Annotated in this window: 8 protein-coding genes; all 8 read right to left on the bottom strand. The window is 37.3% G+C overall.

Translation table 11 applies throughout. The features are described 5' to 3' along the window. Positions 1–119: 119 nt before the first annotated feature. The gene (locus ABEB23_RS04455; protein WP_348811201.1) at positions 120–1,394 is read right to left on the bottom strand and encodes a sugar isomerase; all 1,275 of its coding nucleotides are present in this window, start codon (positions 1,392–1,394) and stop codon (positions 120–122) included. A gap of 168 nt (positions 1,395–1,562) precedes the next feature. Continuing rightward, complete coding sequence (locus ABEB23_RS04460) at positions 1,563–3,704, bottom strand: bifunctional aldolase/short-chain dehydrogenase (protein ID WP_348811203.1); 2,142 nt, start codon at positions 3,702–3,704, stop codon at positions 1,563–1,565. 45 nt (positions 3,705–3,749) lie between these two features. Continuing rightward, entirely contained in the window at positions 3,750–4,799 is a 1,050-nt protein-coding gene (gene rhaT, locus ABEB23_RS04465; protein WP_348811205.1) for an L-rhamnose/proton symporter RhaT, read from the bottom strand. A 300-nt stretch (positions 4,800–5,099) separates the two neighbouring features. Then, positions 5,100–7,787 carry a family 78 glycoside hydrolase catalytic domain gene (locus ABEB23_RS04470; RefSeq protein WP_348811206.1) on the bottom strand — a complete coding sequence of 896 codons (2,688 nt, stop codon included), beginning with the start codon at positions 7,785–7,787 and terminating at the stop codon, positions 5,100–5,102. A 21-nt stretch (positions 7,788–7,808) separates the two neighbouring features. After that, positions 7,809–8,786 (bottom strand): alpha/beta hydrolase, encoded by a 978-nt coding sequence (locus ABEB23_RS04475; RefSeq protein WP_348811207.1) that lies wholly within the window; start codon positions 8,784–8,786, stop codon positions 7,809–7,811. A gap of 18 nt (positions 8,787–8,804) precedes the next feature. Next, positions 8,805–11,192: an alpha-L-rhamnosidase-related protein gene (locus ABEB23_RS04480; protein ID WP_348811208.1), complete on the bottom strand. Its 2,388-nt coding sequence runs from the start codon at positions 11,190–11,192 to the stop codon at positions 8,805–8,807. Positions 11,193–11,229: 37 nt separating this feature from the next. Continuing rightward, positions 11,230–12,870 carry an alpha-L-rhamnosidase-related protein gene (locus tag ABEB23_RS04485; protein ID WP_348811209.1) on the bottom strand — a complete coding sequence of 547 codons (1,641 nt, stop codon included), beginning with the start codon at positions 12,868–12,870 and terminating at the stop codon, positions 11,230–11,232. Positions 12,871–12,959: 89 nt separating this feature from the next. Beyond that, a complete protein-coding gene (locus tag ABEB23_RS04490) occupies positions 12,960–14,450 on the bottom strand; it encodes a RagB/SusD family nutrient uptake outer membrane protein (RefSeq protein WP_348811210.1) in 1,491 nt (496 codons plus the stop codon). Between the last annotated feature and the right edge of the window lie 8 nt (positions 14,451–14,458).

Below are 14,458 nucleotides of genomic sequence, written 5' to 3' on the forward strand. Positions count from 1 at the left end.
TGAATTAAAGAATTATGATTTTCGTCCTAAGAGTTGAATGTTATTAAGCTAAGTCTTTTTGTTTTTATATCAAACAACAATAGTTTATCATCTTATAACTCATAACTCATAATTCATAATTATAATCCTGTTGCTACTGTTTTGAAACCTCTTTCAGTAATAAGACCGTTTCTGACAGCAAGATCACGATACAATCCAACCGGATTCAATGCAGCACCTGAACGCAAACGCGCTTCGGCCACTAAAGCACGAACATCCGTACGGAACGCGTTCTGCAAAATCTCTTGTGCTCTAACTACATCATTTTCATTCTGCGCAATTTCTAATGCTTTTCTGTCTACCAAAAGTGCCTGAGCGTAAGCAATCATTATCCCTTCAACTGATTGCAGTAAATCTTCCAAAGGATCTTTAACATTATGGGATGCATCAATCATCCATCCTAAATCTTTCGCATGATTCATTCCTCTGGCATCCATACCTTCTACCAATTCATTGAAAATCAAGAACAATTGGTATGGTTTCATGGAACCTGCCGTTAAATCATCATCTCCGTATTTTGAATCATTGAAATGGAAACCACCCAATTTTTCTTCCATAAGCAATAAAGCAACAATTTGCTCAATATTGGCATTTGGAAGATGGTGACCTAAATCAACCAAAGTAAAGGCTTTGTCTCCTAATTTTTTTACGTAAGAATACGATTGCCCCCAATCTGCTACTGTAGTAGAGTAAAAATTAGGCTCGTATCCTTTGTACTCCAAAAACATTTTCCAGTTTGATGGCAAAGCAGCATAAATTTCCTCTAAGCTTTCCAGTGTGTTTTGATAGGCTTTACGGAAATTCAATTGACCAGGAAAACAAGAACCGTCAGCCAACCAAACTGTTAGTGATTCAGACCCCAAGGCAATACCCTGCTGAATTACTTCAATATTGTGGGCAATAGCTTGTTTACGAACGGCTTTGTTTACGTTTTGCAGAGACCCGAATTTATACGAATGCTCCTGATTCGCTTGGTCTTGAAAAGTATTTGAATTAACAGCATCAAATTTTAATCCGTGTTGAGCGGCTAGGCTTTTTATGGCTTGATAATCTGTAGGGATATCCCAAGGAATGTGTAAGGAAATCGCGCCAGAAGCATTGTTTAAAGCATGCAATAAACCAACATCTTCAATTTTTTCTTCTAAGGAGCGTGGTTCTCCTCCTCCTGCAAAACGGCCAAAGCGCGTTCCTCCAGTGCCTAAAGCCCAAGATGGAATTGCAATTTGGAAATCAATTAATTTTTGGATAATAGCTTCGGTTTCACCAATTTCTGAAGCGGTAAAAACCAATTTATTGGTATGAGATTTTATTAAATCTTCATTATGTGTATTTATTTTATTGGAATCAATTAACATGGTATTTTTTTTATAAAGTTAAATAAAAACTTATTTTTATAATGGCGCTTAAGCAAAATTGAATTTTTAAAGTTGTTTGGTCTACAATAAAATTATTCTAATTGTAGTAAATCTAACGCCCGAAAGAATCGGACGTTAGAAAACAAATTAAAAACCAAATTAACTTAATTATCTGTAAAAGCCCATAGCTACTCCACCGTCAACATTTAAGGCATTTCCTGTTGATTTATTCAACAGACCACCTACAAATGCAAAACAAGCATTAGCAATATCATCAGGCAATATAATTTCATTCAATAATGTACGTTTTGCATAGTAAGCAGGCAATTCTGCAACAGTAATACCATACGCTTTCGCACGACCTTCAGCCCAGCCTCCTGACCATATATTTGAATCAGAAATAACCGCATCCGGATTTACCGTATTCACACGGATTTTGTCACCACCTAATTCGGCAGCCATCAAACGGGTTAAGTGTGCCTGTGCTGCTTTGGCAGATCCGTACCCCGGATTGTTTGGTCCGGCTACCACTGCATTTTTAGATACGATGTTTACAATGTCCCCACCAAATCCTTGTTTACGCATCACTTCTATTCCAGCTTTCGAAACAATAAATTGCCCTTTCACCAAAATATCATATAATTTATCCCAATCTTCTAAACTGTGTTCTGCAATTGATTTTGAGATACTGATTCCGGCATTATTCACTACAATATCCACACCTCCAAAGGCTAAACAAGCAGCATCTAAAGCTTTTTCTGTACTGTTTTCGTCCGTTACATTTAATAAGGTACTGGAAACGGCATCTTTACCAAAGGCTTTGATAAAATCTGCAGTAGCACCTTCCAGACGTTCTACATTAATATCATTGATGACGATACAAGCACCTTCTTCAGCAAATTTCTTCGCGATAGCCTTACCTATTCCACCTGCAGATCCTGTAATTAAAGCGATTCTTCCTGACAAGGATTTTGGTTTTGGCATACGTTGCAATTTGGCTTCTTCAAGCAACCAATATTCGATATCAAAGGCTTCCTGGCGAGGTAATGAAGTATATTCTGAAACAGCTTCTGCTCCTTTCATTACATTAACCGCATTGATATAATATTCTGATGCCAAACGCGCCATCGTTTTGTCTTTTGCGAAAGTGAACATCCCAACACCCGGATATAAAATCACTACAGGATTTGGATCACGCATAGCAGGCGAATTCGATTTTTTGCAAGTATCGTAATAATCAGAATACATCTTACGGTAGGCTTCAAAAGCAGGCGTTAATTTTGCTTTAATTGCTTCTACGTCAGACAAATCTTCGTTAGTATCTAATTCCAGTACTAAAGGACTGATTTTGGTACGCAAAAAGTGGTCTGGACAAGAGGTTCCCAATGGTGCCAATTTTTCTAAGTCATTTGAATTAATGAACTCCAACACTCTGGCATCATCTGTATAATGGCCAATCATTTTGCGTTCTGATGAACAGAAACCACGCAATATCGGCGCTACTTTAGCAGCTTTCAATTGACGCTCTTCCAATGGAAGACTTTCGATTTTTTGACCGCCAAAAACAGGACGCTTTTTACCATAATTACTTTCTAAATATTCGGCACATTTCTCAATTACCTCAAGAGTGTTGATATAACTTTCATAAGACGTGTCTCCCCAGGTAAACAACCCGTGAGAGCCCAACATAACTCCTTTAAGTTTTTTACCATGCGCCTCAGCTTCTGCAAGACAAGCACGCATTTGTAATCCTAAATCGAAACCGGGACGTTGCCATCCCACCCAACCAATTTCACCGTTGAATAATTCTTCGGTTATTTTGGCTCCATCTTTTGCGGCAGCGATAGCAATCGCGGCATCAGGATGCAAGTGGTCAATATGTTTGAAAGGTAAGAATCCGTGTAAAGGTGTATCGATAGAAGGTGCTTTTGAAGCTAAGTCGAAAATACAGTGATTGAATAATTCTACCATTTCGTCCTCAAATTCGATTCCTCTGTACACGTTTTCAAGATCAAGAAGTCTTTCTAAATAAAGAGCTGCGCAACCTGATTTTGTTAATGTTCCAATATCTCCTCCTGAACCTTTAATCCACATTACTTCAGAATCAGCTCCTGTTAATGGGTCTTTATCAGTGATTTTTACAGAAGTATTCCCTCCGCCATAATTTGTTAGTCTTAAATCAGCTCCTAATAAATTAGAGCGATATATAAAAAGTGCTACTTCATCTCCCGCCAATGTTGCAGCTTTAGCATCATCCCAGAGGTAGCTTACGTGCTGAAAATTCATGTTATTTGTGTTTATAGTTGACATATCGTTATATTAAAATTATTTATAAGAAAATTTGAATAGTATTGATTAAAGAGAATTTCCAATTCCAACCAATACAATGGATGCCATGATTAAGGCAATACCCCAAAGGAATGTTCTGAAAGTCCTGGTAGATACACCAGACCATTCTTTCAAATAAAATCCCCAAAAGTTAGCCGTTAAAATGATGGTTGCCATGTGTAAAATCCATGAACTGGCCCCGTTACCGAGTTTGCTTTCGCCCATTCCATAAAAGAAGAATTGTAAAAACCACATCGTACCTGCAATAGCTGAGAACAAAATATTTTTAGCAATTGGAGTTTGATTGTTGGTATAATCCCCGAAAGTTCTATTTCTAAAATTAAGATACATACACCAGATAAAATTGGTTGTAAGTCCACCCCAAAGCAAAACGATATAGGTAACATTATTTTGAAATAAGGGATTGGATCCTAATCTTACTGCCTCGTCTGCCATCGGTTTTCCGGCTTCTATTCCATAATTAAAGAACGAACTAAGGATTCCCGAAATAACGGCGATGATAAGTCCTTTCACTAAACTAAAATCTTTATCCTTGTCTTCATGCCCTACTGCAAAATCCTTTTCCTTCAACATTCCGGCTTTTCCTGAAATGGCTATTCCGATAAGGCAAACCAAAACCCCTAATAAAACAAGACGACCGCCAGTATTAGAAAGCATATCAGTAAAAGAAACTTTCCCTTCAACAGGATAAAAATTATAATAAACAGAAGGCACTAAGGCTCCAAAAGCGGAACAAAAACCCAATACTATTGAATTACCCAATGACATTCCTAAATAGCGAACACCAAGACCATATGTAAGTCCTCCAATTCCCCAAATTAATCCCATAGAATATGTAACTGCTTTGACGGACGGAACGGCTGCACTAATAATATCGGTAAACCCCGGAATAGTTAAATAAGCCGCAATTGGTGGAACTACCAACCAAGAGAAAAATCCTCCTACTATCCAATAGCTTTCCCAAGCCCAACCTTTAACCTTTTTAAAAGGCATATAAAAACTTCCTGAAGAGAAACCTCCTATCGAGTGAAAAATAATTCCGAGTAGTGCTTCCATTTAATAATTTGATTTTAGTATTAATGATTTTGGTTTTGTAAAATAAGAGAATAAGAGAGACAAAACAGTCCTATACAGTCCTTACAAAACCACCTTTTTTTCACTTTTTATGATTATTTATTCTTTTTTATTGTTTCCAAGAAGTTGGTTGATCAAATAAACCCAAACACCTAATTTTTAAAGGAATGTTACAGATCATGTAAATCATTACTATAATAGTGAGTTGAGTAATTTTTCCTCGATGAGACAACTTATTTATCCTCTAATGAAACAAACAACCTATTGGATAAAAAGAAATACTTACAGCTCCATTTCAAAATGGTACTTACCTGAACCAACTGTTTTACTTTTTGCATTCAAAACAGCTTTGTTTTCTTTAATGGTTTCTATTTTATTCGTTGGAAATTCAATAGTGGCATTGGTGTTAGCCGGGACCTCCACATCAAGTATCAACTTGTTGTTTTCTATTTTCCAGGATGAAGAAACCAAACCATAATTTGTTTCTACACTTCCTTTGGCGTAAGTAAGATTACCTCCTAGTTCGGGTTTAATAATAATCGATTTATATCCAGCACCATCAGCTTCTTTAGTGTCAATGCCTGCAATCGTTCTGTACATCCAATCCCCTACTGCGCCATACGCATAATGATTGAAAGAAGTCATACTTGGATCTTGAAAAGTTCCGTCCGGTTTCATTGAATCCCAACGTTCCCAAATAGTAGTGGCTCCATGAGCTTTTATTGGGTACAACCAAGAAGGATAGGTATCCTGAAGCAGCAATTTGTAAGCAATATCATTTCTGCCAAAACGGGTTAAAACTGGGTTTAAGAAAGGGGTTCCTAAAAATCCTGTTGTCAAATGGTATTCATAGCTTTCGATATTTTTCACCAAACGCTCTACGGCTTGCGCTCTTAGGTTTTCTGGCAACATATCAAATTGCAAAGCCAAAATATAGGCGGTTTGTGTTTCTGAAATTAGCTTGCCTGATGCCGTCATATATTCTGTTTGAAAGGCTTTTCTAACGCGTTCCAAAAGGGATTGATACTCTTTTACTTCTTCTGTTTTCCCTAATAAAGTTGCCGCTTTTATCATGATTTCTACATTGTAGGCGTAAAAACACTGGGCTACCAAATAGTTGTCTGTTATTGCTGATTTCATCCCAATCATTCCTTTCGAATCATCGACTCTGTAACTCAACCAATCCGCAAACTGAAAACCAGTATTCCATAAATCGTTTTTGGCCGCATTACGTACATAATTCAAATAGGCTTTCATACTTGGATATTGTCTTTCAACAATTTCCTTATCTCCATAACTTACATACATATTATACGGAATGATAATACTCGCATCTGACCAACCGGCAGCACCTACAGGCATATCAAAACCAGATCCTTTTAAAACATTTGGAATAACAAATGGCACTGCTCCGTTTTCTTTTTGGTCAGCAGCCACATCAATCAGCCATTTGGCAAAAAACTGATCCACATTAAAATTATAAGCCGCAGTTCTTGAAAACACTTCGGCATCTCCAGTCCATCCCAAACGTTCATCACGCTGCGGACAATCTGTAGGAACGTCTAAGAAATTGCCTCTTTGGCTCCATTGAATATTGGATTGTAATTTGTTTACGTATGCATTTGAAGTTTCAAAAGAACCTGTTTTTTTAACATCCGAATACAAGGCTATAGCCGTAAAATTATCTGGATTTATTTTTCCTGTAATTCCTTCTACTTTTACATATCTGAAACCAAAAGTGGTAAAATGAGGTTCGAAAGTTTCAATTCCATTACCGCTTAAAATATAAGTTGCCTGCGCTTTGGCAGAACGTAAGTTTTCAAAATAAGGCGTTCCCTTTTTGTCTAACATTTCCACATGGGAAAGTTTAATTTGGTCACCCGATTTCCCTTGGATACTAACTGCAACCCAACCTGCCAGATTTTGCCCAAAATCTAAAATGGTTTCCCCTTTTGGAGAGGTTAAAACAGCAATCGGTTTTATATGTTCCTGTTTGCGAATCGGTTCGTTGATAGACGCTGTGATATAATCTGTTGGAAAATCTTTGGCTACGGCATTCGTCCATTTGCTGTCATCAAAATTAGCAACACTATAATTTTTTTGTACTAAACGCGCATCTTGAATTTCTCCATTATAAATTTCAGAAGAGAGAATGTGACTATTGCTCGCTTTCCAAGACGTATCAGAGACGACCGTTTCAGTTGTGCCGTCAGCATATTTGATGACCATTTGGAAAAGTAATCCTGTCTCTTTTCCATATATATTTTGTTTGTTTTCCCAACCCAAACGCGTGCGGTACCAACCGCTTCCTAACAAAACTCCAATAGCATTTTTACCTTCAGAAAGCATATTAGAAACATCATAAGTTTGGTATTGCAAGTGCTTATCATAGCTTGTCCAACCTGGAGAAAGGTAGGAATCTCCCATTCTTTTTCCGTTGATTTGAACCTCATACAAACCCCTTGAAGTTACATATACTTTGGCGGAAGCAATTTTTTTATTGGCTGAAAATGATTTTCTGAACATCGGTACCACGCCATTCACGGTATCACTTTTTAAACCGGATCCAATCCAGGTCGCTTTCCATTCATTCGAATGAAGCAAAGCTGTTCCAAACGAAGCGGTTGCCCATTTAGAAGTATTTCCTTGGTTATCCCATACACGCACTTGCCAAGTATATTTTGAATCAGATACTAATGGAGAACCTGCATATTTATTAAAGATAGATGCTTCGGAAGCTACTTTTCCCGATGTCCAAACCGTGTTTCCTCCGTTTTTAACCTGGATTTCGTAGGCGGTCTGTTTAACGTTTTGTTTAGCAGAAACTAACTTCCAGCTAAAACGTGGTGTTTTTACTCCAATACCAATTGGATTACTTGCATTTTCGACCGTAAGATTACGAAGTTCCACTTGTGCAAAAGCAATCGTACTGAAGCAAATGAGCCAGAAAAGTAAAATGTGTTTTTTCATTTTTATAAATTTTGATTTATTTTATTTATTTAATTTTAAAATCCAATTCATACAAGAGTCTATCCACTCTACATCGCTAGTTGGATTATCCATTGCGTAACCATGTCCGCCTTTGGCATAAAAGAAAGATTCAACCGGCACTTTGTTTTTTTGCAAAGCGGCAATAAACAGTAATGAATTTTGCACTTTTACTGCATCATCATCAACGGCATGGGTAATAAATGTTGGTGGCGTGTCAGATGTCACCTGAAGCTCATTAGAATATTCCTTAATTTTTTCCCCAGTTACCGGTAGATTGGATAATTTTTGTTCCGATGTTTTCTGCTCAGTCTTACTTGCATCTAATGCTTCTCCTATCAAATTATCCCTTGACCCCAAATGTGTCAAACTATCCGCCATACTGATAACAGGATAATTTAAAACCATAAAGTCCGGACGTAAACTGGTTTTTAGAGGATTATCAATCAATGATTTTTGATAATGTGTTCCGGCTGTAGAAGCTAAATGCCCTCCTGCAGAGTTTCCTTCTATACCAATTTTATTAGGATTGATTCCCCATTCCTTAGCATTTTTCCGAACCAATTGAATGGCGCGTTGGGCATCCTGCAAAGGAACAATTTCCTTATTTTCGACATATTTCGAATTGGGCAAACGGTATTTTAAAACAAAGCCTGCAATCCCTTTTTCATTTAATTTTTTGGCAATATCATATCCTTCGTGGTCAATTGCCAAACCCGTATAACCTCCGCCCGGACAAATAATGACTGCAATACCGGTAGCTTTGCTTTTCTCCGGTAAAAAAACTGTTAATTCTGGACTGGCAACTCTCAAAACAAAATGAATCTTTTTATTTCCCGCGGGAAAAACGGCAGTAGTATCCGTTAATCCGGCTATCGCTTTAGAATTTGGAACTTTCCCATCGTAAAGTGGAATAACTTTTTGAGCATTACTCATTGTAAAACTCAATAACAACACGAGAAATAAAGATTGTTTTATCATTTTTTGTTTTAATTTTAATTACTGGACTATTTGATTTGTACCTTCTTTTAGCACTATCGTCTTAGCGTTCCACACCAGTTTACCAGTTATAGTTTTTGGTAATTCTATTTGAATATTCCATTTCCCATTTTCTAATTTATAACTTACCGCAATGTTTCCTTTGGGATGAGGTACAGTTCCGCTCATTTCGGTCATTTGCCCTAAATGTGGCTCAATTTTAACTTTTGAAAAGCCAATACCATCACTATCAACTCCCAAAATGGTTCTGTAAAACTCAATATTTGGACTTGCCCCCCAAGCATGACAGTCAGAACGAGTTTTGTCTACATCTGAAGTTTCTGCCCAAGTTGTCAAACCTAAACTCATATTTTCTCGCCATTTATCCAACCACTTCAAATAATCATTGCCTTTTCCCGCTTTAATAAGTGCTTGGTGTAAATAATATTTGAAATAAATAGAGGCTGGTGCTAATTGATTATTGGTTAATAATTCTTGAGAAATTTGCGCAGCTTCTTGTGTATTAACAATTCCCGTCAATATCGCCAAAGCGTTAGTATGCTGTGAAAAAACATCTTTTTCTTCTCGGTCAGCAAACATTTTTTTCTCTTTGTCCCAATATTTTGCTCTAATAGTTTTCTTCAAAAGATCTATAGATTGCTGATATTCGTTTGCAAAAGCGGGTATGCCTAACTTATTCTCTAAATCAGCTGCTTCCTGAAATGCCCACAAAAGTTGCAAATCGAGCAAAGCAGATGTTCCGTTTGCACTCATCGGACCAGTACCTTCTTTCCAATCTTTGAAATTATCAACCCAATCGGTAAACATCCACTGTGGCACATTTTTCAATGAACCATCTGTTTGTTGATATTTCTTGAAGTAATCCAATATTTGACGAACTCCACTTACTTTATCTTTGATAAAAGCTACATCGCTACCATATCTGCTATAGTCGTGCAAGATGCCTATATACCATAGTGAAAATGTAGGAATGTATTGTGGTGTATAAGATGGATGCCTACTCAATGTAACACCTTCAGGTTGCCTTGAAAAATCCATCAGATTGATAGCATTCTTTACCAAACGATCATCACCACTATTGTAGAGCGATACTAAGGCTTGAATCCTGGTATCCCCGATGTATTGCAGTTGTTCATAATAGGGACAATCCATATAGGTTTCTGTTGCACATAGTCGAGCCGTTCTCCAACCAATTTCCAGCATCTTATTCATCTCATTATTTGTTGAAGCAATACTGGCATTCAATTTAAACGGATATCCAGTGAAAGTGCCATAAATATCATTCAAAGTGAGCGACTCATTTTGTGTGACAACACTTAATTCTATAAAGCGATAGGTACGGTATGTAAGACTTGTAAATTTCTGAACCTTACTTCCATTAGAAATCAAACTGTCTTTGCGACCTAAAAACAGTTTGCCATCCGTTTCGTTTCTGTTTCCTTTAGACGGATATGTTGAGTACATCGACTCGGCATAACTTAATGTTATCGAAGCATCTTTTCCGCCACTAAATTCTAAATTTAGATATCCATTAGTCAAATACGTTTGATCTAATATTATTTTAACTGAAGATTTAGCGGGAATATTTATTTCATTTTTCTTCTCCGGAAATCCAGGTGGTATGGAACAATTTCCTTGGATATTGACCACTTTTAATAATCGTTCATCTTTCATCTCCATTTGAGGAATCTCTGATGGAACGAGCATCCAACCACTTGTAGTACCATAAGCTCCTAATTGATTTTTAGGAGAACCTCTAAAAATTTGTTTGGCATTTTGCCAGTTTGAATCATCATATCCTTCACTTTCCCAAGCTTTTGGGTGTAATGCCATGTTACGAATCTCTCCTGCACCAGCCACATAATAAGTAGGCACATCAAACTTAAGCGGAGCGAAACTATTATCTTTTTCACATTTCCAAGTGTTGTTGGTATTTAGAATTGACTCGACAGCAGTAGCTCCTTGAAGTATAAATCCTGTTCTAAACGAAATCTGTGCTTCGGGCTTCCATTCCCCTTCGTTCCAAACCTGTGCTGCAATAGTATTCTTACCAGCCTTTAGATATCCTGCAATGTCCACTGTTTCAAAATTCCAATGGCTCAGGTCTCCACGAGCTGGTCCCATTGAAACTAATTTCTCATTTACAAAAAGTTTATACCGATTGTCAGCCGAAATGTGAACAATAAAAGAACTTGGTTTAGATGCTAATTCAACTGTTTTACGAAATAAATAAACACCGTAACCATCAGCAGTAGCGCTTGGAACAGTTACCCAAAACGCCTGCCATCTATTTTCTAAAATTGAAGGTTCTATTTTTTGCGCAAAAGAAATTGCTGAAACCAATAAAAAGTGTAAACAGAAAATGATTACAGTACAATTTTTTTTCATTTTTTTGAAAAATTTAAATTAACCAATTAAAAAAATATTATTTCTGAAAGATTTCAGGATATTTTCTAATAAAATACACCGGAGTACAACTCCAGGCATGACAATAACTGTTTACCAAAAAGGCATTGTATGGAGAAAGGAAATCGTTTTTTGGGTCGTACACTTCCCAGAAAGTATCGGCTCCTTTATGAACCATATCTCCCCAATAATTAGTAATGATATCTTTAGCCTCTTTCTTCATTCCCACTTTTATCATGGCTTCAATAACATAATGATATAAGTAAGGTGCACCGGGATACACCACATTTTCAGTAGTTGGCAATGCTTTTAGTGCTCTTACACCTTCCGCTTTTGAAGCAACACCACTCAAGACCATCCAAGCTTGTGAGCAATACGAAACTTGTCTGTCTTTTCCGCTTACAAATAATCCGCTTTTAGCATCGTATAAATTTTTGTGAGCGGCTTTTGTCAACTTTTCGATAAGAGCAGGCAATTCAGCCACTTCATTTTCTTTGCCTAACATTTTGGCTAATTCGTAGGTGTTTTTATATGCCCAAATCACCACACCTTGCAATCCGGCTTGTTTATCCAGCCCATCTCTCCAGTCAAAAAACAACCACCAGTCTTTATCGGCACGCTCGTAATCCATCATACCGTCTTCGCCAATATATTTTTTAGGGATTTCGATTTGTTTTTTAGCAACTTTCCAAAGATCCAAAGCTGTTTTTTTATCTCCTGTAGCCACTAAATATTCTTTTAAAGCCACATTGTAAATAAGGGCATAATCAAAAAGAGGATTGATTTGCGCATGCGGTGTCGGACGTTCGAAAACATTGGAAGGAGCCACTCCATCCTCATAACTTAATCCTGCCAACAAATAAAGGCAGTGTTTGGTAAGATCATGATTTTTGAAAGAGTAAATATTAGCCAATGACTCTAAGTACAAATCTCCAATCCAAAGCCGTCTGTCACGTTTTGGGCCATCTTCATAAACAGTTTGCATACATTCTTTCAAAGTATTTAAACCAATTTGATCTATTTTTTTGATTAAATCCGGAGTTGTTGCGGCCAAAGGTGCAGCAGGCTCTTTAACAGAAGTCGTGGCTTTAACCGAAATATCCGAAACTTTAAAATCAGAATATACCGAACTTCCTAGCACTTCAATTTTCACATAACGAAACGCTACTCTGCGTGGAATGGTGATAGTGTTAGGAACTTCAGATACGGTTACGATTTCGTCTTGCAACCAAGCACGGCTCAATTGGCCATGATACGGATCAAATGGTAAAGCGGCTTCGGCAGGAACTTCTGCAAAAGTGAATTTAAGTCTTAGGGCAGCGTCGGCAGCACGATTCAAGTCTTCAATCTTAAAAGTAACAAATCCGGTAAGATGTTCTCCAAAATCCAAAACAACACCTGATTGTTTTTTCATAGAGCGGGTGTACAAACTGTCCATCGGTTGTTTGGGAACAACTTTCCAGCCTTGGTATGCTTTTTCGTCTTTTACAACTGAAACAATCCCAATAGGTTTTTTTATGGTTTCAATCAATTTAGGTTTTGTTGCTTCTGCAATGTCAAGCCATCCTGCTCTTTGTTCCTGATAAAAATCCTGCGCAAAGAGAGTTCCGTTGAACAACAGACAACTTAGTAGTGAAAGTGATAAATATACTTTTTTCATTATAAATTTGATTAAGAATTGAAAGTTACCTAAAAAACCAGGCAAGGCAGAATCGCCATGCCTGGTTAGTACTAATATAAACAAACAATTTAAAAATAAGGTGATAATAAAGACTCACTTGCAGGCAAAGGAAACAGCAAACTGATAGTTCCAAAAGCTGCAGGAGCAGGTGCTACCCCAGCAGGAAAATAATAGTTTGCTGGATTTGCTTTCACTCTTGCACCATAAGCTGCCATTACACTTTCTGCATTTCCTGTACGCACTAAATCTAACCAACGTTTGTTTTCAAAAGCCAATTCTACACGTCTTTCCGCTAAAATTGCAGTACGTAAATTAGCCTGACCTACAGCCGGTGAATCCCCTAGACCTGCACGATTACGTACATCATTTAAGTAATTAGACACACTTTTTCCTTGCTCATTTAATGCTTCAGCATACAATAAAAGAACTTCTGAATAACGGTAAACTGGCCAGTTTGTCCCTGTAAAACCAGCTTGAGTATGTGGCTGTAATAATTTTTTGATGTAAGGATATGTTTTACCATCACTCAAAGTTGCTGTTGCAATAGATATATCTTTTCTTAAATCTCCTGCTTCATACGCTGCCAATATTTCTGGAGTCGGAATATTAAAAGACTCAACTGTAAGCGCTTGTGCTCCTGAAGCTCCGGTAATACTGGTAACTTGTTCAGCAGACATAGGCATTGGCAACATCTCATAGATAAAGTTACCGGCATAACCTTCTGTACCTTCTTTGAATTGTACTTCAAAAACTGATTCTGAACTATTTTTATTACTTATAGAAAATGCCGCAGCATAATCTCCTAAAAGTGAATATTCACCTGAATCAATTACAGTTTTTAAAACTGTTTCTGCGGCCGGCCAATTTTTTTGAACCGCATATACATTTCCTAATAATGTTTGGGCTGCTCCAGATGTAGCTCTACCAGCTTCCTGCGCCGATTTTTTTGGCAATAGCGAAGCCGCTTCAGAAGCGTCTGCAATAATTTGAGTATAAATGGCATCTACTTCAGATAATGGCAATGCCGCTTCTTCTCTATTGGTAACCGGAGTTAAATGCATCGGCACTTTACCAAAGTATTGAACCAAATCAAAATAAGCTAAGGCACGCAAGAAAAAGGCTTGTCCTTTAATGTTATTTTTAGACGCTTCCGCAAAATCTACTCCATCAACAGAAGCCAAAACTTGATTTGCTCTTGCAATAATTTGATAATTGGTCGTGTATTTAGCCGTAGATATGCTGTTCGCCGGTTGATTGGTGAAATCTGAAATCGCCTCTTGATCAATAACGGCACGATAGGAAGCATTAAATATATAACGGGTATTATCGGAACGCATTTCGCCCATTAACCAAGCACCGGAATTGTTTACACCCGGAGTATTGTTATATAAATTTCTTAACGGAGCATACGCTGCATTGACAGCCTGTTGTAAATCCTTTTCTGTTTTATAAAAAGTAGCCGTACTCAAAGACGTTTCAGAAGGAATTTCTAAGAAATCTGAAGAGCAAGAACTTATAAATAAGCTCAATGATAATGCTGTAATTAGTATCTTTTTCATGATAATTT

Origin of the sequence: Flavobacterium maritimum (assembly GCF_040049085.1) — a bacterium.
Classification (GTDB): domain Bacteria; phylum Bacteroidota; class Bacteroidia; order Flavobacteriales; family Flavobacteriaceae; genus Flavobacterium; species Flavobacterium maritimum.